At 33.6% G+C, this 22116-nt stretch carries 18 protein-coding genes; 16 read left to right on the plus strand and 2 right to left on the minus strand.

Annotated features, from left to right (window positions below; translation table 11 throughout):
- Window positions 1-236 precede the first annotated feature (236 nt).
- From J2Y38_RS11830 to J2Y38_RS11905, 16 genes are all read left to right on the plus strand, one after another.
- A complete protein-coding gene (locus J2Y38_RS11830; protein WP_309842658.1) occupies window positions 237-1688 on the plus strand; it encodes a DUF3526 domain-containing protein in 1452 nt (483 codons plus the stop codon).
- Between the two features lies 1 nt (window position 1689).
- Window positions 1690-3027: a DUF3526 domain-containing protein gene (locus tag J2Y38_RS11835; RefSeq protein WP_309842661.1), complete on the plus strand. Its 1338-nt coding sequence runs from the start codon at window positions 1690-1692 to the stop codon at window positions 3025-3027.
- A 399-nt stretch (window positions 3028-3426) separates the two neighbouring features.
- A complete protein-coding gene (locus J2Y38_RS11840) occupies window positions 3427-4047 on the plus strand; it encodes a hypothetical protein (protein ID WP_309842663.1) in 621 nt (206 codons plus the stop codon).
- Between the two features lie 381 nt (window positions 4048-4428).
- Window positions 4429-5028: an RNA polymerase sigma-70 factor gene (locus J2Y38_RS11845; protein WP_309842666.1), complete on the plus strand. Its 600-nt coding sequence runs from the start codon at window positions 4429-4431 to the stop codon at window positions 5026-5028.
- 67 nt (window positions 5029-5095) lie between these two features.
- On the plus strand, window positions 5096-6199 hold the full coding sequence (locus J2Y38_RS11850; RefSeq protein ID WP_309842669.1) for a FecR domain-containing protein: 1104 nt from the start codon (window positions 5096-5098) through the stop codon (window positions 6197-6199).
- Window positions 6200-6210: 11 nt separating this feature from the next.
- Window positions 6211-9570, plus strand: coding sequence for a SusC/RagA family TonB-linked outer membrane protein (locus J2Y38_RS11855; protein ID WP_309842671.1), 3360 nt, complete (start codon window positions 6211-6213; stop codon window positions 9568-9570).
- A 4-nt stretch (window positions 9571-9574) separates the two neighbouring features.
- A complete protein-coding gene (locus J2Y38_RS11860; RefSeq protein WP_309842674.1) occupies window positions 9575-11053 on the plus strand; it encodes a RagB/SusD family nutrient uptake outer membrane protein in 1479 nt (492 codons plus the stop codon).
- Window positions 11040-12506, plus strand: coding sequence for a hypothetical protein (locus J2Y38_RS11865; RefSeq protein ID WP_309842677.1), 1467 nt, complete (start codon window positions 11040-11042; stop codon window positions 12504-12506). Before J2Y38_RS11860 ends, J2Y38_RS11865 begins: the two co-directional genes overlap by 14 nt.
- Window positions 12507-12596: 90 nt before the next feature.
- Window positions 12597-13736, plus strand: coding sequence for a cytochrome c peroxidase (locus J2Y38_RS11870; protein WP_309842679.1), 1140 nt, complete (start codon window positions 12597-12599; stop codon window positions 13734-13736).
- Between the two features lie 198 nt (window positions 13737-13934).
- Complete coding sequence (locus J2Y38_RS11875) at window positions 13935-14351, plus strand: hypothetical protein (RefSeq protein WP_309842682.1); 417 nt, start codon at window positions 13935-13937, stop codon at window positions 14349-14351.
- 210 nt (window positions 14352-14561) lie between these two features.
- Window positions 14562-15212 (plus strand): VOC family protein, encoded by a 651-nt coding sequence (locus J2Y38_RS11880; protein ID WP_309842685.1) that lies wholly within the window; start codon window positions 14562-14564, stop codon window positions 15210-15212.
- A 77-nt stretch (window positions 15213-15289) separates the two neighbouring features.
- A complete protein-coding gene (locus tag J2Y38_RS11885; RefSeq protein ID WP_309842687.1) occupies window positions 15290-16900 on the plus strand; it encodes a hypothetical protein in 1611 nt (536 codons plus the stop codon).
- Between the two features lie 69 nt (window positions 16901-16969).
- Window positions 16970-17296: a helix-turn-helix transcriptional regulator gene (locus tag J2Y38_RS11890; RefSeq protein WP_291144305.1), complete on the plus strand. Its 327-nt coding sequence runs from the start codon at window positions 16970-16972 to the stop codon at window positions 17294-17296.
- Between the two features lie 59 nt (window positions 17297-17355).
- On the plus strand, window positions 17356-17829 hold the full coding sequence (locus tag J2Y38_RS11895; protein ID WP_309842690.1) for a DUF6428 family protein: 474 nt from the start codon (window positions 17356-17358) through the stop codon (window positions 17827-17829).
- A 2-nt stretch (window positions 17830-17831) separates the two neighbouring features.
- Window positions 17832-17957: a hypothetical protein gene (locus tag J2Y38_RS11900; protein WP_309842693.1), complete on the plus strand. Its 126-nt coding sequence runs from the start codon at window positions 17832-17834 to the stop codon at window positions 17955-17957.
- Window positions 17958-17960: 3 nt separating this feature from the next.
- Window positions 17961-18377: an arsenate reductase ArsC gene (locus J2Y38_RS11905; protein ID WP_309842695.1), complete on the plus strand. Its 417-nt coding sequence runs from the start codon at window positions 17961-17963 to the stop codon at window positions 18375-18377.
- Between the two features lie 52 nt (window positions 18378-18429).
- Here J2Y38_RS11905 and J2Y38_RS11910 read toward each other — a convergent pair whose 3' ends face one another.
- Window positions 18430-20427 (minus strand): heavy metal translocating P-type ATPase, encoded by a 1998-nt coding sequence (locus J2Y38_RS11910; protein ID WP_309842697.1) that lies wholly within the window; start codon window positions 20425-20427, stop codon window positions 18430-18432.
- Window positions 20428-20878: 451 nt separating this feature from the next.
- The gene (locus J2Y38_RS11915) at window positions 20879-22114 is read right to left on the minus strand and encodes an efflux RND transporter periplasmic adaptor subunit (protein ID WP_309842700.1); all 1236 of its coding nucleotides are present in this window, start codon (window positions 22112-22114) and stop codon (window positions 20879-20881) included.
- Window positions 22115-22116: the final 2 nt, after the last annotated feature.

The raw sequence follows: 22116 nt of genomic DNA on the forward strand, positions 1-22116 counted from the left end.
ATGTAAAAGAAACTAGTTTCCACACATAGTTACCACAATCTTGTCATTCCGAGGAACGAGGAATCTTCGCAAGAAACTCTACAAAGATTAACAACTCACTATGCGGAGTTACTTACGAAGATTCCTCGTTCCTCGGAATGACAAGATTGTGCAAGTGGAACGTTTTTTTTTGAGCCTTAAATTCTATGTTTCTATATGTTTAAACAATTACACTCAACAGATAAATTTTAATCAATATGAAATTATTACATAAAGAAATCCTTATAGCCAGGCATTTTAAAGATTCGGTTTTTAAAAATTCGGCAGTTTATATTATTACACTTTTTATTGGTGCGCTGCTTTTATTTGCTGCGTTTTCGGGTTGGGATAATTACAAAAGCCAAAACGAAACCAGTGAAAAATATCAGCACGAATCCCGCGAAGACTGGCTGAAAAATCCAGACAAAAATCCACATAGAATGGCGCATTACGGGAATTTCGCTTTTAGAAAAAGTACTTCTTTAAGTGTTTTTGAATTTGGGATGGAACCGTTTTTCGGAAATGCGATTTTTCTCGAGGCTCACAAACAAAATACAGCCAATTTCTCTGAAGCCGGATTCTCAAACAGTATGCTTCGTTTTGGAGAAATCAGTATTGCGATGGTTTTGCAGGTTTTACTGCCATTATTGATCTTTTTTGTGGGCTTTAATTCAGTCGCTTATGAAAGAGAAAACGGAACTTTAAAAATTCTTTTAAGTCAGGGAATTAACTGGAAACAGCTTTTGTTTGGTAAAATCTTTGGCATTGCAAGTGTTGTTATGCTGCTTTTCGTCCCTACGATTATTGTTTTGGTTTTGATTTGGTTAATTCTTCAGGACTTTAGTATTTCAGCAGATGAAACGATTAAAATGCTATTGTTTATTGGGTTTCATTTTATTTATCTGATGTTCTTTTGTGTCGTTGCTGTTTTGATTTCGGCATCAAGCAAAACTTCAAAAAAAGCTTTAGTTTCTTTAATTGGAATCTGGTTGATTTTGACCATTATTCTGCCGAGAACAACGCAGGCAATTGGAGCTTATTTATATGAAGCGCCTTCGAAAATCCGTTTTAACAGCGATATTGAAAAAGACATCCTGAAACAAGGTGACAGTCATAACCCAAATGATGTGCATTATAAAGCCATAAAAGATTCTTTATTACGTCTTTACAAAGTCGATTCGGTACAAAAACTTCCTTTCAATTATTCCGGATTTATTATGACCGAAGGCGAAAGAATCAGTTCAGATATTTATAATAAACATTTAGAAGATCTGCTGAAAATTTACGAAAGACAAAACAGTTTTTCTAAAGCAGTTTCGTTCGTAAATCCATATATCGCTATGAAAAACTTATCGATGGGATTATCGAATACAGATTACGATTCGTACATCGATTTTCAGCGGCAAGCCGAAAATTACCGCTACAATATGGCGCAGAAAATGAATGCGTTACAAATAAAATACATCAGTAACAAAAAACCCGAACCAAAGGATAAACCTTTAACAATTGACAAAAGACATTGGTCTATTATTGGAGAATTTCATTATGAACCAAAACCAGTTTGGGAAGTCTTAAAGGCCGAAATCACTGCTATCATCTCCATATTGCTATGGATAATTCTGCTGTTTGTTTTGATCAAAATTGCTGCTAAAAACCTAAAAGCCATTTAATATGTTAGTTCTCTTATTTAAAAATTTCATCCGCTCAAAAGGTACCAAAATTGGCTTACTTTTTTTATTAATCATTGGCTTTATAAGTCTTTTAATTGGCCGTCAGTATCAGGAAAAACAGCAAAATAATATTACCGAAGCGGCAGTTTACCAAAAAGAACATATTGCCAGAAATGCTGCTTTTCATAAAGACGAAATTGGACTCCTGCTCTATTACATAAAGTTTTCATTCGTCAATACTACTTTACCAATCAGCAGTTTAGCAATCGGACAGCGTGATGTAAATCCATCGATTCAAAGTGTTACCATTCGGGGTCTGGAAGCGCAGAAATACGATTCGGAACTCAACAACCCAAGTAACCTTTTATCCGGAAATATCGATTTTAGTTTTGTGCTTTTGTATCTGTTTCCGCTTTTGATTATTGCTTTTTCGTATAATATTATTTCCGAAGAAAAAGAATCAGGAACCTGGAAAATAGTGGCAACACAAAGTCCGAATACCTTTTTATATATTTTAAAACTGTTTTATGTTCGTATTTTAAGCTTAATTGGCCTTTTGTCTTTTATACTTTTAATTGCGGTTTTTCTTCTGCAAATTCCGATTGACAAAGCGTTTATCCTATTTTACGGAATCGCAGTTTTATATATCTTATTTTGGTTTGCGGTTTGTTTTTTTATTGTTTCTCTTCAAAAGAATTCAAACTTCAATGCTGTTATTTTATTAACGATCTGGCTATTTCTAATTATTATTCTTCCGGCTGGAATCAATACCTATATAATCAACAAATATAAAGTTCCCGAAGCTTTAGAATTAACGCTTACGCAGAGAAATGCCTACCACGAAAAATGGGATATGGATAAACAGCAAACGCTGGATAAATTCTACAAACATTATCCGCAGTTTAAACATTATAATTTACCGGAAACCGAATTCAGCTGGCTGTGGTATTATGCCATGCAGCAAATGGGCGATGATGAATCTGCTGTGCAGTCTAAAGAATTAGAGTCAAAATTAGAACAGCGAAATAATGCCAGCGAATTAATTGCGCAGTTTATCCCAACGCTTCATACGCAGATTCAATTGAATGAAATCGCAAAATCTGACTTGCGAAACCAGCTTTTATTTCTAAAAGAAACCAACCAATTTCATGAACAATTAAGGCTGCATTTTTATCCGAAGATATTTGATAATGCGGCAGTTAATCAGCAAAAATGGGAAATTTTTAAAGTAGAAACGTTTCATGATAAATCAGAAACAAGTTATGTGAAAGCGTTTTTACCGTTGCTGCTTTTTAATTTACTGTTGATTGGTTTTGGATGGAGGAATTTTAAACGCTAATTTTTTTTTATAACGCAGAGTTTTTTTAACGCAAAGAGCGCGAAGGATTTTCGCAAAGTTCGCTAAGGTTAATAAAAGAAAAAGTCTTTTTGCAAAGTTCACAAAGCTATATGTATACTCATAGCTTTGTGAACTTTGAGTTTGTAAAACTCTCCTATACAAAATCTTTGCATCTGCGAAAATGCTTTGCGCTCTTTGCGTTAAAAACTGCATTTCAATAAAAAACCTAGCGAACTTTGCGAAAAACCTTAGCGAACTTTGCGGTAAAATTTCATAAACCTAGCAATAAAAAATAACAGAAAAATATTTTCATTTTTTAAAGAAAGATGTTAGTATTTTACTATTTTTAGCGAAAATTTAGAAATAAAACTGTTAAATATAAGCCCCAAATTATAATTAATGAAAAAACTACTTTTAATAAGTATATTAGTTCTTGCTGTTTTTTATGCCTTTAGAGAAATCGTTTATAAACCCTATATGTGGAAAAAAGCGATGAACACCCCAGAACATCGATTGCAAATGGGAAGTTTCCTTTTTAGCAAACAAACGGGTTCAAATGGAAGCCAGAGTTCACAATTCAATTATCTTATTTTTAAAGTAGTCGAAATAAACGGCGATTATGTTCGTCTTTCTCCTATTCGGCAATTATCTGAAAAAGGAAAACTAAAATCTTCCGACTTTTCCTTTACAAGAGAAACTTACCGCAGTTTAAAACTAAACATTAAAAAACTTACGATAACGCCAATTTCCCGCAAGGATTTGTATAAAGAAGGTGCAACTTATACCGTAAACGATTATCTGTTAAACAAATATCCTTCCTTAAAAAAATCCCGTTATTATTACGAAGAACTTTCAGAATCTGAAAAAAATATCCATTTACCTGCGGAGTATTTTACGCTGGTTTATTCTAAAGAAAAAATTATAGAAAAGAAAAAACTAATTCCGTGGATTATCAATAACAGCGACAAACCTGAATTAGCGAAAAGCTTGTCTCAAAAAGTAAGTTTGATTCTTAATTAGATTTTAACCGCTGATTTTTTTAACGCAAAGTACGCTAAGTTTTTTTCGCAAAGTTCACAAAGCTATATGTATACACATAGCTTTGTGAACTTTGAGTTTATAAAACTCTCTCAAAAACTTAGCTAACTTTGCGAAAAACCTTGGCGTACTTTGCGTTAAAAATTAGTTTTACCTTAGTGAACTTTGCGAAAAAAACTTAGCGTACTTTGCATTAAAAACACACCAAACTAAACCTATTCCTAATAATTTTTACAGAATCATTCGTTATTTGAATTTTATTTAGAATTAATATAAATAAACTTTTATATTTGCCGCTTTCTTAGCAAATCGAAGTACTTTTTAAAATTTACTTATCTTGCTTTCCAAAGTAAATTTCCTTTAATGAACAACAATACCAGTTTTGAATTATCTCTGTTTAAATCCTTTAAGGAAGGAGACGAAACTGCGTTTAAGTTTTTCTACGACAAGTATTTTAGAAGAATCCAATCTTTTAGCGTTCAGTTTATTTACGATGCTGACGAGGCCGAAAATCTTGCTCAGGAAGCTTTATTGCATTTATGGCAAAGCAGAGAAAGTGTAGATTCTATAAACGGAATTCAGGCTTTTTTATTTACTTACGCCAAATCAAAATGTTTGAATTTAATTCGCCACAATAAGGTGAAAGATAAATTTAAAAACGACTTACTAAACCACAAAGAAAGAGAACTGAATATTGAAGTTTTAAATTCGGTACAATTTGATACTTTAGAATTAACCGAATTAGAACGAATTATTCAGGAATCTATCAGCGATCTGCCTCCAAAAACCAGAGAAGTTTTTATAAAAAAACGCTTTGAGAATAAAAAAAACTCAGAAATAGCCGAAGAAATGGGAGTTTCTTTAAAAGCTGTTGAAGCCCACATGACAAAGGCTTTGAAGATTTTAAAAACAAAATTATCCGACTATTTATTCCTAATTTTTATCCTTATTTATAACAATTAAGAATAAAACATAGGGTTTTTTATTTCTGAAGTGTACTAACTATAGTGAGAAGTTTTAAAACTCAAATATGACATCAGAAATAATCTATAAATATCTTTCTAATGAAGCTTCAGAACAAGAAGTTCAGGCACTTTTTGAATGGATTGAAGCATCAGAAGAAAACAAAAAACAATTTATTGCCGTAAAGAAAGCGTGGGTTCTTATCGGCTTATCTGAAAATATTTCGAGTCAATCTGTTTCGGTAATTCCAATTAAATCAAAAAATAAAATCAGGAAGTATTTAAGTTATGCTGCTGTATTTTTAGTGCTTATTGGTTTAGGAAAAACTATTTTATTATTTACCGATCAATCAAAAGCATCAAAAGAAATTGTTCTGGAATTAGGCGACGGTCGTTTAGAATATTTCTCTCCAAAAAATCAAACTACTTTAGTAAATGATAAAGGAGATTTAGTGGCCAAAAAATTTCCTGATGAAATCATTTATTTTGGTAAAACCTCCAATGATAAAATAGTTTACAACACGCTTAAAGTTCCGTATGGAAAACGTTTCAAACTTAAACTTTCAGATGGAACAATTGTGAGTTTAAATGCCGGAAGTTCATTACGTTATCCGGAACAATTTGGCCTTAACGGAAACAGAAATGTGTATTTAACCGGAGAAGCATTTTTTGAAGTTGCCAAAGACAAACAGCATCCGTTTATTGTAAACGTCAATCAGGTTGATATTAAGGTTCTTGGAACAAAGTTTAATGTGAGCGCTTATCCCGAAAACCCTACTGTTAATGGTACTTTGATTGAAGGAAGTATTCAAATGTCTGAAACGGCAAATCCTTCGAATGTTATTTTGCTGGAACCAAACCAAATGGCGACATGGCAGAATAATGCTAAAAAAATTACCATCAAAAATGTTGATCCTTCTTTTTATTCTGCCTGGACAAAAGGAGAATTAGCGTTTAAAGATACCCCGTTTTCTACTATCGCTAAGATTATTCAGCGCACCTACGACGTTGAAATTATCAATGAAAATTCTGATTTGGCCAAACAGAATTTTACGGGTACTATTAAAATCAGCGATTCAAGTGTCGAGAATATTTTAGATCTTCTAAAACGCGACACGCCTTTTAATTATTCAATTGAACACAAAACCATTACAATCACCAATCCTCGATAAATAAAATAAACATGACATTTACGATACCCCCCGTTTTAAGAAAAATTCTGTTTTTCTTAGCCCTGCTCATATCTGGATTTAAAGGATTTTCTCAAAATAAGCTCATCACATTACATGTAAAAAATAAACCTATAAGCTTAATTATCAAATCGATTGAAGAGCAGACTGATTTTAGGATAATTTATAATGCCCGAAAAATTGATGCCGATCAACTGGCCGATTTAGATGTAAATAATGCAACTCTTGAAACGGCTTTGACGCAATTATTAAGGGATAAAAATATTTCATTTTACATTCAGAAAAAACAGGTTTTATTAACGAACTCCGCTCCTGCTCCAACCGGCGCAGTAAATCAAAATGAAACCGAAAGAATTATAAAAGGAACCGTTTTAAGTGTCAAAGATAAAACACCGCTTCCGGGCGCAACAATTTTAGTAAAAGGAACCGGAATGGGTGCTGTAACGGATGCAAACGGAAAATTTATTTATAAATTAAACGGTAAAAACATCTCTAATACAATACTTGAAGTTCAGTATTTAGGAATGGTACCGCAAACGCAAAGAGCTGATAATAAAACCGAATTTATCTTTTATCTTGAAGAATTTACAGATCAATTGAGTCAGGTTGTGATTACTTCCTCTTACGGAACCAAAAAATTAAAGGAAGAAATTGTTGGAAGTATTTCGACTATTACTGCCAAAGATATTCCGGTACAGCAGGCTTCAGAAAGTGTGGATAAAATGCTCGAAGGCCAAATTGCCGGAGTTTTAATCGAAAATACCTCTGGAGTTGGCGGGTCTGTTAAAATCAACGTTCGCGGACAAGGAACTTTAAAATCGTTAGGCAATTCTATTTTAGGAACTTCAACTCAGCCTTTAATTATTGTTGATGGCGTAATTTTGAGTGAACAAGGCGGAATCGACAGTGAGTATTTTGACGGTGGAAGACTTGCCGAAGGGTTATCCAATCCGCTGGCTATGATTGGTGCTGATAATATCGAAGATTTTACAGTTTTAAAAGACGCCGCAGCCGTTGGTATTTATGGTGCTGACGGTGCAAATGGGGTAATTTTGATTACTACCAAAAAAGGAAAACCGGGAAAAACTAAATTTAGTTTTTCTAATCAGCTTGGGGTTTCTTCGGCCATTAATCAAATCAAATATTTAAACGGAGAACAATATACAGAACTACGAAATGATTATTTAAAAAATACTTCGCCCGGAAGTGCGCTTCTTCCGTACAATGGCGTCAATACAAACTGGTTTGATCTGCTTAACAAAACCGGAATTTATAATAAATATAATTTTAGTGTTTCGGGTGCTGATTCTAAGTTTTCATACCGAACAAGTTTAACCTATTTAAATATCGATGAACCACAGTTAGGCAACACAACCAAACAGTTTAATGGAGGAATTAATTTAGGATACAGACATTCTAAATGGAATATAAACTTGTCTTTAAATCCAAGTTTTATTAAAAAAGATGCTCCAAATATTTATTATGATTTTGCTTATCTGCCTACAATAGCACCGCGAAATGCCGATGGCTCTTATACTAATACAGGAGTTTCAGGAGGAAATACAGGAGGAAATCCACTCGCAGCAATTGAGCAAAACCGAAATATTACAGAGACTTTTGGAATTCTAGGAAGTTTGAATTTAGGCTACGATCTCAACGAAAACATAAAATTTGCTACTTTGTTTGGAATCGATTATGTGGATAAAGAACAGGATCGCTATTTTTCTGGAGAAAACGAAAGCGGACAAAACAACGGAACTTTTGTATTGGGCGGAAATACGTATCCTAACTGGGGAAGAAGGCTTTTTAATAACCGAAATTCGACCAAATGGAACTGGCAGGGACAAATGTTATTTGACAAAGAAATCAATAAAAACAATAAAATTGATGGGGTTTTAGGTTTCGAACTTTCCGAAGAAAAAGCCAATTTTGATTACGCCTCAGCTTCAGGTTTTGTGAACCCAAATGTGCTTAACAGAATTGAAGATGCCATTCAGGATGACAATACATCAACGCCAAATGTCGATGAATCAAAAGCCAGACAAGTTCGCGGGGCCGAAATAAGTTACAATTCCAGAGTTTCGGCATTTGCCCAGATCAACTACAATTACAAAAAGAAATATTATGCGTTAGCTAATATTCGTCGTGACGAAAGTTCTGTTTTTGGCGATGATACAAACGTTGCCTTCAATAGCGGTGCAGGTTTGGCATGGATTGTCAGCAATGAAAATTTCCTGAAATCTAGTTCGTGGGTAGATTTCTTAAAACTTAAAATCAGTTATGGTTCAACCGGAAATTCCAGAATTGGTTCTTACCGATCAAAAGGACTTTATACGGTTGTTGATAACGGATATAATGGTGATTTAAGTGCTTCATCCTCAACATCTCCAAATGGAAATTTAAGCTGGGAGAAAAACCTAAAGTTCAATACCGGATTTGATTTTAATGTATTCAATTTCGCAGAACTTTCTTTAGAATATTATTACGACAGCTTATCTGATTTAATTACGGCACGTGATATTCCAACAGAAACTGGATACAGTACCGTTCAGCTAAATGCGTCTGATATGTACAATAAAGGTTTTGAATTTACTACAAGATTAAAATGGTTTCAAAAAGGAAATTTTAAATGGAGTACTTCCTTTAATATCGCAACTGTAGACAATAAAGTGACGAATTTGGTAGGTTTAGGCAGTGATTATTCATTGGCTAATATTGCTTTGGCACAAAAAATTGGTTACAGTACTACAACAATTTGGGGTGTAAACTGGATAGGCGTTGATCCTGCAACGGGACGCGATCTTATCAAAAAAAATGGGCAGGTTTATGATGCCGTAACTTATAACCGTTTGTTTACCAATGCTGACTGGGAACCTATTGGAGATTCGCAGCCCAAAGCGTTTGGAGGTTTTAGCAACAGTATCACTTTTAAAGACATTACTTTATCTGTAAATGGTTCTTTTCAGCTTGGCGGCGATAAATTAGTTTCTGATGAAATTATATCTAAATACAGCATAACTTCAAACAGAAACATGTCTGTAAATGCATACGATTACTGGAGAAATCAAGGGGATGTTGCGACGCAGCCTGCTCCAAGCAACAATACGTTACTTTCAAACATGAGTAAATATGTTTATGATGCTACATATATCAAAATCAACAATATCAATTTGAGTTATAATGTTCCGGTAAAAAATACTTTTCTGGACACGCTGACCATTTTTGCCGATGTTTCGAATGCATTTTACTGGTACAAAGAAAAAAGTCCGTCGGGCATGAACGGTATCAGAGAGTTTAGCTACAATTATCCACAAGCCAGAACTATTTCATGCGGCATTAATACAAAATTTTAAAAAGATGAAATACTTTAAAAATATAATCCTATTTAAATTTCTTGCTGTTTTTGCTGTACTGTTTTTATTGCAGAGCTGCAGCGATTTTTTAGAACAGGAACCGGGACGACAAATTTCGATTACAGAACAGTTAAAAACAAAAGAAGGTGTTTTGCAGGCTGTTAACGGTATGTACAGAGTTTTAGAATCCAACTTACGCGGCAATAATTTTGCAGTTTATGCTGATCTTCAGGGCGGAAATTTAAAATTTACGCCTTCGCGAACAGAAAGTACAAAAGGACAAATCAGCGTTCCTACTACTGTATTAAACATTTATTCGTTTGATGATATTTCGAATACTTCAAACATGGCTTCTTTTTACAGCAATAGTTACACGGTAATCAATCAAAGTAATTTGATATTGGAATTTACAGATGCTTTAACAGATGCTACAGAAGCCGAAAAAAATCAAATAAAAGCAGAAGCTTTAACTGTGAGAGCTTATATGCACTTTTTATTAAGTGAAGTGTACAGTCAAAATTATGGTTTTACTGATAATGCTTCTCATCCCGGAATTGTTTACAATTTAGAATCTTTAAATGAAGGATTAAAATATCCTGCAAGAGAATCTGCTTCAAATACTTATAATTTAATTATTGATGATATTACAACAGCTTTAAATCTTTATTCTGATACTGCATTATTAAACGGTCCCGTTTATTCTTATTTTACCAAAATAAGCGCAAAAGCTTTATTGGCGAGAGTATATTTATCAAAAAAAGACTGGAAAAACGCCTACGATACGGCAAATGATATTATTACCAATTCTGGCAAAAGTTTAGTTACCAATGCTGATTATATTGCCCAATGGAATCAGCCCGATCTTCCGGTTTCAGAAATTCTGTTCGAATTGTCCATTCCAAGGTCAGATGACGGAACTGTCAGTGGTTCATTATCTGCTTTTTACGGTTATACTTCCTTAACTTCTTACGGAAATTTTGCGGCTTCACAGGATTTAATCGATTTATATGAAACATCAGATATCCGTAAACAGTTGTTTTTGGTTCAGCCTATTTCAACGATAGTTGATTTACAGCCTCAAATCCTAAATTATTATTTCACTAAAAAATTTCAGGGAAATCCCGGATATACTGCTTTTCGTTTAAGTGAACAATATTTAATTCGTGCCGAAGCTGCGCTTGAATTGAATAACACAGATCAGGCAAAAGAAGATATTAATACTATTAGAACCCGTGCAAATGCAAGTGTTTTACAAAATTCTGAAAACCTAAAAGAAGCTATCTTTTTAGAAAGACGAAAAGAACTTTGTTTTGAAGGACATTTACTTTTTGATATTGGCAGATACAAAAAAGACATTTCAAGAAACGATGGCTGTATTTCGCTGAACTGTAGTCTTACTTACCCTTCGCCTAAATATATTTTACCAATACCTCGCAGCAACATTAATGTTAACCCAAACCTGAAACAAAATGAATCGTATTAAAATTATATTCTTATTTAGTATTGTTACAGCACTTGTATCTTGTTCTAAGGACGATTACAGATTTGAATCTCAAAACATAGATCCGTACGTAAGGTTTAATTTTCTGGCAAGTTCAGCGGGCGTTCCATTAGAATATCCGGCAGTCAGCACTACAATTCAGCCTTCAGCGAGTTATGACAACAAATCGGTTAAAACATTAAAAGTCCCAGTTACTTTAACCTCTACAGCTTTAAAATCACCTGTTGTAGTTAATTTCAGCGCTGCGACTTCTGGAGATATTACAAGTTTCAGTCTTGAACCAAAAACCGAATTGACATTTGAGGGAACTAAACTTACGGATACTATTTTTGTTTCTTTTGATAGAAGATGGGCCGATAAACAGTCTATAACGCTAAAGTTAGAAAATGCATCAAATCCTGATATTCATATCGGAAACCTGAATACGTATGCACCAAACAATATATTTACTATCAATTTAAGAGAAATAAGCACTGTTTATACTTTTCCGGTAAAAGACTTAATTGTAAAAGGAGAAATAGGCGAAAAGATAGATTTTAAAGTAAATTTCCCTAACGGATTTATTCCGTCAGAAATTGAAAATGCTTCAATATTCAAGTTTCAAAATGGTTTTGAATATTCTTTAACGCATGATGATTTTGGAGATAACAGAAGTTCCATTACCTATCATTTAACGCTTTTAGAAGATATCCAGAATGATGATGCCCGTTATGAAACAAAAATTAATCTTATCAATATTCCCAATTATATTGCTACAGGAAATACAAGTTTAACTATTGTAAAACCAATAAAATCGCTAAGAGATATTCAGGCAAATCCTGCTTCAAAATTTACAGATCCAACAAATGCCTTTTATTTAACCTACGGCGAACACTGGTTTGACAAAGACGGCACTTGCACCTGGCAGACTTTCAACGCGTTAACTTTTCCGGTTGTTGTTACAAAAGACAATGAAAATGCTATACTTTACAGCGACAAAGGCACAGCAAACCCAAATGACGATGTGTATCATGATGCTTTTAAAATAGGTTTTAATGTTGCGAGCGGAACGAATACGGTAAATTCTTTTGGTTTAAAAAGATGGTTTTCTAACGAAAGCGGTTCTGCAGCAGTTTCTCCCGGATTTAATATTACATCAGCTTTAGAGTTTTTTCCTGAAAACGGAAACAGTAAAACACAGGGAACAGTTCTGGTTATTCCGCAAGATTTAACGATTGGATCGAATAAAGACAATACGCATATCATTGCTATTTCTGGCGAAGGAACTTACAAAGAAATCAGCAACGGCTTGTATGAGATTTCTTTTGAACTTAAACTGACAAACGATAAACTTTTTGGAGGAACCGTTTCAACGCAATACCGAATGTTTAATAACAGAGTATATCCGAAACCTGCGGCTTTAAGTATTAACTGCCCGAAAGAAGTTACTTTATAATTGTGAATGGTTAATTGTGAATTGTGAATGATTTCAGGTTCTGGACAACTTGAAACCTGAAGCTTGAAACTTTAAACAAATCAAAAAAAAATGAAAAAAATCCTCCCTATCCTATTCCTGCTTAGTTTAACGGCTTATAAAAGCATTGATCAGCCGGATTATATCGATATTCAGGAATTAAGAAAAGTATATTCCAGCGGCGATGTTTCGAAATGGCCAACTGCGGAATTGCATGAAAGTGTAGATAAATCTAAATTTCAGGATATTGGAGTACTTCCTGCTGTTACTTACCCCGATTATAATCCGTATTCGAAGGAAAAAGAAAGTCTGGGAAAGATTCTGTTTTTTGATCCGAGATTATCACTTAGCGGACAAATTGCGTGTGCTTCGTGCCATAATCCGGAATTGGGATGGACAGATAATTTGACGCGTTCTTTTGGTCACGACCGCCAAACCGGAAAACGTAATTCGATGACGATTTTAAACTCGGCGTATGCCACTTCTTTATTTTGGGACGGACGTGCGAAAAGTTTAGAAGATCAGGCGCAGTTTCCTATTGGTGATCCGCTGGAAATGAATGAAAAACTGACAATTGCCGTTGATAAAATTGCTAAAGTAAAAGGCTATAATTCCTTATTTACGGCTGCTTTTGGAGATAAAAAAGTTTCTTTAGAAAGAATTCAATATGCGATTGCCACTTTTGAAAGATCAATCAATAGTCCAAAAAGTAAGTTTGATCAATTTGTAAGCGGAAAATCAGACATTTATACAGACCAACAGGTAAAAGGAATGCATTTATTCAGAACAAAAGCACAATGCATTAACTGCCATAATACGCCTTATTTCAGCGATAATCAGTTTCATAATGACGGTCAGACTTTATTCGGAACAAAAAATGAAGATTTTGGACGTTTTAATGTGACGAAAGATGTAAAGGATATTGGCAAATTCAGAACGCCAACGCTTCGTGAAGTGGTAAACACAAGACCTTGGATGCATCACGGACATTTTCCGTCTTTGCTTGATGTCGTAGAATTATACAATTTAGGAAATCCTTCTCCTGTTCAGAAAAAATATTTGGGAACGGCTCGTGATTCTTTAATTCCAAAAGTCGATCCCGCACTTAAAAAACTAGATTTAAGCAAAGAAGAAATAAGCGATTTGTTGGCGTTTATAGAAACCTTAAGCACGCCGACACGCAGAATCATAATTCCGGAAATGCCGAAATAATGACAACTAAAATGATTTGTCTTTTTGCCCCAATAAAAACTCACAAATCGCCAAAGCCCTTTTCATTTTGAAAAGGGCTTTTTATTTTCACCAAAAACAAAATTAGTTTTATGCATTTAATCAGAAAATTAGTTTATTTGTATGTAAAGGAACAAACCTTTAATTCCCCTAAAAATCATTAATTTAAACTAAGATTTTATGACAACCTTTAAAACCTGGAAAGAAAAACCAACAGAGCTTGAAGCTCAAAATGCCGTTGAAGATTTTTTTGCTTATTTGAAAAAAGGAGAACTGGAAAATGCCAAAAATAGTGTAGACCATTTGTATGATGACTGGGAAGAATCCATTCATGTAATTTGGCGTGATCATTACTTAATTCATGAAATTGCGGAAGACGAATCTTTTGAAGGAAAAGAATGGCTCAACAATTTAGAATGGCTGGGAAATTTAGATATATTGGATGATTATATGTGGGCAGATGAAAATGGCAATTCAAGATATTTTGATGTGAGTTTAACTTATTTAGGAGAACCTTCAGGATTTGCTGCTCAGTTTTATGTAGTAAAAAACGACGATCATTATGTTATAAAAAGAGGATTGATCGATATGGCTTAAAAACAGCTTTCAGTATTATTATACAAGTTCATTTCATTCATTTGAAATGAACTTTTTTATTTAAAAAACATAAGCCTTTCCTCCATAACAATACTCTTTTTCTATATTTCTATTGAAGCATAAAATAGTCTGCTAATAAAACTAGGATTCTGATTTTCTAAATTTGTTTGAAACAGAAAAGAAGCTTTTCTTTTTATAAAAAATACGATCATGAAATTAGAACACATCGAGATCCAAACCAGCAATATAAAACAGACTGCCGCATTTTATCAAGATATTCTAGGTCTTTCGATTATAGAAAATGATTCAGAATCTATTAGCGTTAAAGCCGGAAATTCTATTTTAAAATTCATTGAAAATCCGCAATTCAAATCCATTTATCATTTTGCTTTCAACATACCAAAAAACAAACTTGACGAAGCCATTGAATGGTGCAAAAACAAAGTAAATTTAATTACTATTGAAAACCAAAATGTAATTACTCATTTTGAAAACTGGAATGCTCATGCTGTTTATTTCTACGATAATAATGGCAATTTATTAGAATTTATTGCCCGTCATGATCTCAATAATGCCCAGACGGAAGAATTTAGTTCTAAATCCATTTTGAATATTAGCGAGATTGGAATTGTAAATAAAAACCCGCTGGAACTGGGAAATCAATTAATCGCAAAACATGGATTAAGCTTTTTCTCTAAAAACAATAACAGCGAAGTTTTTGCAGCAATTGGCGATGATGAAGGTTTATTGATTTTGGTAAGACCAAATCGAAATTGGTATCCGACACAAACACCTTCTGAAAATAATAAAACAGTAATTGTTTTAGAGAACAATGAAAATATAATTGAATTGAAGTTTTAATACTCAAATGCAATATATTTACCAAGTGTTTTAAATTTGATAAAATACTAAAAAGTATATATACCACTGAGCTTAAAATGAAAAAACTATTTCAGCGAATTATCTTATTACTGCTTTTAACTAGCAATTTTACAAATGCGCAATCAAAAGATTTAACTTTACAAAAGTTAATCGACAATCAACTTATTAACCAAGAAGATGTTAGCGATTTTGAACTAAAACAACTCGACTTTAAGATGGAAAATAAAACTTCCTACTTATATGGATTGTTTCAGTATGAATTTAAAAAACTAAATGGTCACTTTTATTTTGAAGTTATAACTGATATGGTTGCGATTGAAGATAAACAACTTACTAAAGAAGAACAAAAAAAAGAAAATATCGAACTTAGCGATTATCTTTTCAAACTGAAAAAATGCGATCTAATTAATGAAAAACAATTCAGCTATTTTCAACAGCAAATAAATAATAATTCGTATAGTTATAAAATACAATTTTTAAAAGATATTACAAATAAGACCTTAAATGCAGATCACTTAGAAAGGCTTAAAAAATTTGCAAATTTTCTTAAAGAATACAAAATAGCAGATACCAAATATGAAAGTCTTATTGCTGCGATAGGTGAGGAAAAAATAAAAGAACATACTGATTTACTTTTGTATTGTGAAAAATCTATAACTATTGACACAAAGGATGATACAAATGAACCAAAAGAGTATTTAGAAGCCATTTATAAAAAGACAGCTTCTTTAGCCCCAGAATTAAATATTACTGATTTTGAGCTCAAAATTGTTTTTGATGCCAAAAATTTAGATAATGACGAAGATTATAAATTTTATGATTTTATTGTATCGTTAAAATCAGGTGGAAAAATTTACAGACAGAAAAGTTCTTATCGATTAGAAATAGTATCAAAAGACCACTTTTCAGCAAGAAAAATAGGTTTTAGAGATTATTATCAAATTTTCAATAAAATTTTGAATGATCAGCATTCTCCGTATAGACTTCATGAAATTAAATTTAATGTAGATGAAACTTACCCGGAAGTTCTTGGTATAATGATGTTAACACAAGAACAAGAAAAAGCACTGACGATACGCGAAACTTATATCATACCAAGTCAGGAGGATTACAAAAAGAAGTTTACAACTTCACAAATCGACAAAGTCATAGAAGAATATTCAAACATTGGGTTATTTTCAAATCTAAGTGCCGCTCAAATCAATCTGGGAAAAGAAAATGTTGCAGAGCAGGAAAACAATAATTATATCGAAATTCTTTCTGCTTTTCCAAACATCATATATTCAATTCCTAATAGCCTTCCAAATTTTAAAGATTCGTATGCTGAATTAACAAAAGAATACTCAAAGATTTCTCATAATCAATTTAATCCAACCAATATTTCAAACATTTTTGACAAAAAAACTAAAAAGTCAACGTTAAAATTTAAAGTCGGAAATAAATCTTATACTAAAGTTCTTAGGATAAGCGATTATTTTATTGATTCATACTTTTTTGAATTTATAGAACTTGTTGCAGCTGAAAATAAACTCAACGGGAAATTTTACGATTTACATACCGGAGGAGAAGGCTCAAAAGTTATCTTTCTCACAAAAAAACAATATGATTATATCAGAGCAAATAAGCTTTTATTATTTTTAGATCAAGAACCTGAATATGACGAATAAATTTTATTAAAAATGATTTGTTCTTTTAAAAACTATATCGTAATATTGCTATATTAAAATTAAAATAAAATGGGAGCAACTAAAACAGAACATTTTACAGATAAACAAAATCAGATTGCTACAATTGCTAAAGCTTTGGGACATCCGGCAAGAATTGCTATTATTGAATATCTTTTGAAAGTAAATGAATGCATTTGTGGTGATATTGTAAACGAACTTCCACTTGCCCAGCCTACTGTTTCGCAGCATTTAAAAGAATTAAAAAATGCCGGACTTATAAAAGGAAATATCGAAGGAAATGCTATTTGCTACTGTATTGACGAAAGTACTTTTGATATCTTAAAAGCTTATTTCTCAAATATTATTGCCGTTACAAAAGAACAGAAATGCTGTTAAACCTTTTTTTGAAAACCTATATCGCAATATTGCATTATAACTATTAAACAAAAAAAACAATGAAACTATCAGACATTAAAAACATTCTTCCAAATCTGGAAAATGTTGTATTTCAATTAGAAAACGGAGCTTTTGTTCCTGAACATTTTCATGTAACCGAAATTGGAACTACCAATAAAAAATTTATTGACTGCGGCGGCGTTATTCGCGATGAAAGTGCCGTTAATTTTCAGTTGTGGAATGCCAATGATTTTGAACACCGATTGAAACCAGGTAAACTTTTGAATATCATTAAATTATCAGAAGAAAAATTAAACATTCAAGATTTGGAAATTGAAGTTGAATATCAAAATGAAACCATCGGAAGATATGATTTAGAATTTAACGGAACTCATTTTATTCTAAAAAACAAAACTACGGCCTGTCTGGCACAAGAAGCATGCGGCGTTCCTGCATCAAAAGAAAAAATAGCTTTAACTGAACTTTACAAAAGTGAAAGTAATAGCTGCTCGCCAAATTCGGGTTGCTGCTAATCATGAAACATCAAATAATTAAATACAAGAAACCTATTATCATCACAACATCTGTAATTGTGCTGCAGCTTATTTTTGGCTTTGAGCCAAAATTCTGCATCATCAATATCATTTGGTTACTAGTTTAAATTATGACAAAAAACATTTTAGTACTCTGCACAGGAAACAGCTGCAGAAGTCAGATTGCCGAGGGTTATTTAAAACATTTTTCAGGCGATAAAGCCAAAGTTTACAGTGCTGGAATAGAAACGCACGGAGTTAATCCAAGAGCCATTATAACGATGAAAGAAGATGGAATTGACATTTCTAACCATACTTCAAATCATGTTGATGAATACCAAACTATAGATTTTGATTTTGTAATTACGGTTTGTGATAATGCAAAAGAGCGCTGCCCGTTCTTTCCGTCAAAAGCTCAAAAAATACATCAAAACTTTAGTGATCCCGCTAAAGCAGCAGGAACTGAAGAAGAAATTTTACAGGAATTTAGAACTGTAAGACAAACTATAAAAGAGTTTTGCGAACAGTTTTCGAAGGATAATTTTTAATTCTAATTTTAAAAAAAGCAGTGAATAAATCTTTAATCACTGCTCTTTTATATTAAAACTTCATTCTCTGAATTCTGACTGCATTTAAAATCGCCAGTAAAGCTACACCAACATCGGCAAAAACCGCTTCCCACATTGTGGCAAGTCCACCCGCGCCAAGAATAAGTACAAAAGCTTTTACTACGAAAGCCAAACCAATATTCTGCCAGACAATTTTTTTGGTTTGTTTCCCAATATTAATTGCCATTGCAATTTTACTCGGTTTGTCATCCTGAATTACAACGTCGGCGGTTTCGATTGCGGCGTCACTTCCTAAACCTCCCATTGCAATTCCTACAGTACTTAAGGCGATAACAGGTGCATCGTTTACGCCATCTCCCACAAAAGCTACGGTTTCGTTTTTAGCTTTAATTTCGTTTACTTTATTGACTTTATCTTCCGGAAGCAAATCTCCAAAAGCATTTTTTATTCCGAGTTTATCGGCCACAAACTGAACCACATTCGTTTTGTCTCCGCTCAACATCGTAACTTTTACACCTAATGCTTTTAGCTTCGAAACTGTTTCCTGCGCATCTGCTTTAATTTCATCGGCAATGGTTAAATAACCCGCAAACTTATTATCGTAAACAATGGCGATCGTGGTATAAACTACTGAACTTGGATCAATATCGTAAGAAATATTAAACTTATCCAGTAATTTGAAATTCCCAACATGCAGTTCTTTTCCGTTTACTTCAGCTTTTAATCCGTGTCCGGAAATTTCTTCAACATTTTTTAATTCGATAGAAGAATCAATCACACCAACGTAATTATGAATCGCCGTTGCCACGGGATGTGTACTTTTACCTTCTAAAACATTAACCAATTTCAGGATTTCCTCTTTATCAAAATCAGGTTTTATAATGACTTCCTGAACTTTAAAAACACCTTTGGTCATGGTTCCGGTTTTGTCCATAACCACATTATGAATCTTCGAAATACTATCGAGATAATTACTTCCTTTAAATAAAATTCCGTTTTTACTCGCAGCGCCAATTCCGCCAAAATAACCAAGCGGAATACTGATAACCAAAGCACACGGACAAGAAATAACCAGAAAAACCAAAGCTCTGTACAACCAGTCGCTAAAAACGTATTTATCGACAAAAAGCATTGGCAGTAAACAAATTGCAATTGCCAGATACACTACAATTGGCGTATAAATTTTGGCAAATTTGCGGATAAACAATTCGGCTGGCGCTTTTTTAGTTGTGGCATTCTGAACCAATTCCAGAATTTTCGAAAGTTTACTATCGTTGTAAGCCGTTGTCACTCTTACTTGTGCAATTGTGTTTCCGTTTATCATTCCGGCTAAGACCGTATCACCTTTCTTTTTCGTGTCAGGTTTACTTTCTCCCGTTAAAGCTGCGGTATTAAACGAAGCCGAATCTGACAATAATTCGCCGTCTAAACCTAGTTTTTCTCCCGCTTTAAGCTGAATAATATCGCCTATTTTAGCATCTTTAGCTTTTATTTTTACTGCAATATTATTTTCTAAAACACTAACCTCATCTGGACGCTGATCGAGTAAACTTTTAATATTCGATTTTGCTTTTGTAACCGCCATTCCCTGAAAGGTTTCTCCAATTGTATAAAATAGCATAACGGCAACGCCTTCGGGATATTCGCCAATTGCAAATGCTCCAATTGTTGCGATACACATTAGGAAAAACTCGGAGAAAACATCTCCTTTTACAATACTTTCATAAGCTTCTTTCAAAACCGGAAGTCCAACGGGAAGATACGCAATAGCATACCAAGCGATTCGAACATATCCTGAAAACCAATTTTGAGGGAAATAATGATCAAAACCAATTCCTATAAGTAATAATATAAAAGATATAATAGAGGGCATGAATAATTTAAACAAACTCCCTTCGGTTCCATGTTCGTGATCGTGACCGTGGTCATGTCCGTCATTATCAGAATGTACAGGTTCGTCGTGTGAACAACAGCAGGATGGTTTGGTTTTATTTTTAGTATTTTTTACTTCTAAATCTTGATGTATCATGGAGGAAAAGTTTCAAGTTTTATTTGTTTAAAGTTACAAGTTCAAACTTTGTCTAAATAATGCTCTAAATTTACAGCTTTGTGGTAAATGTTCCTAAGCAAAGTTTGTTTTTTAATCTTGCTTTTTTTGCCACAAAGGCACTAAGTTTTTTTAAGCTGAAGTGAAATAATCTCGCAAAGGCGCAGAGTCGCAAAGTTTTTTAAGTCTTTGGCTTGATTTAATTGCCTCCAGCTTTAGCTGGAGGTCATAAAAAGGTCAATTTCAAGGGCTTTAGCCAAACTTGCGCATTTTTGGCTAAAGCCTTTTCTTACTCCTGCTTAGAACCTCCAGCTAAAGCTGGAGGCAATTGAAAATAAACTTTGCGACTCTGCGCCTTTGCGAGATTATTTCACCCCAGCTTTTAAAAAAACTTAGTATCTCAGCAACTTAGATCCTAGAACCTCTAAAAAAATTAGTGCTCATGCTCGCCCCCGCCCTTCATTGCAGAGAGCAGATAAAAAGCCCCTTCTGTAACAATTTTAGCGTCAGGCTCAATTCTATCCACAAACTTAACTTCTGTAAAACCTAAATCGGTTGTACCGGGAATCACTTCTATCGCTTTAAAATGAATTTCTTTTTCTTTTGTTTTCTCGTTTTTATGTTCTTCTTCCTGTACAAAAACAAAGTATTTATCGGCATTTCGAACAACGGCGTCTTTTGGTAAAGCCGGAACTGTGGCATTTACAATATTGATATTTGCGGAAACATACATTCCTGAAATCAAATCTTTAGCATCGGCAGGATCAATTTTGGCGTGAACTGCAACGGTTTTACTTTCGTTAGAAAAAGATTTATTGATTCCGAAAATCTTTCCTTTAATGGATTTATTCGATTGGTTTGTCAACACAAAATCAATTACCTGACCAATTGAAATAGAACCTAAATCTTTTTCATAAACATTCAAGTCCAAATGCATCTGACTGTTATCTACAACCTCAAACAAAGAAACTCCCGTTTGTGCAAATGCGCCTTTAGCAATGCTGATTTTTCCAATATATCCGCTTATAGGCGCTACAATTGGCACTAAAGAGGAACTTCCTTTTGTGCCAACATGCAAGGCTTCCAACTTATTTTTTGCAGCCTGCGCACGGGCTCTTTCTGCGGCTAATTTGGCTTTTACTTCCTGAAATGTTTTCCTCGGGTTTACGTTTTCATCGCTCAATGTTTTCTGACGGTTGTATTCTAATTGCAGATATTCAACATTGGCTGTAGCCGAATGATAATCTTCCTGCATTTCAATTACTTCCAGATTTTGAATCGTTGCCAAAACTTTTCCTTTATTGACAAATGTTCCTTCTAAAACATAAATATCTTTTACTGTTCCGCCAATTAAAGTCGAAACCTCAGCTGAGTTTTGCGGCGGAACTGTAGTATAACCATTGGCTTTGATGATTTTGTTCAGGTTTCTTTCTTCTACAAATCCAGTTTCAATGCCAACGGTTTTATATTGAGATTCCGTTAATGTGGCTTCTGTCTGCGATTTTTCTTCTTCGTGCGTTTCTTCTGCTTTTTTCTCATTACAGCTTAGTAAGGTAACCGCAAAGAGCGCAAGGAAAAAGCGCAAAGCACGCAAGGAAATTAAACTTTGCGTTCCTTGCGAAACCTTAGCGCTCTTTGCGGTTAAGCTATTATCAAATATATTTTTCATTT

Source organism: Flavobacterium sp. 2755 (assembly GCF_031455715.1).
Classification (GTDB): Bacteria; Bacteroidota; Bacteroidia; order Flavobacteriales; family Flavobacteriaceae; genus Flavobacterium.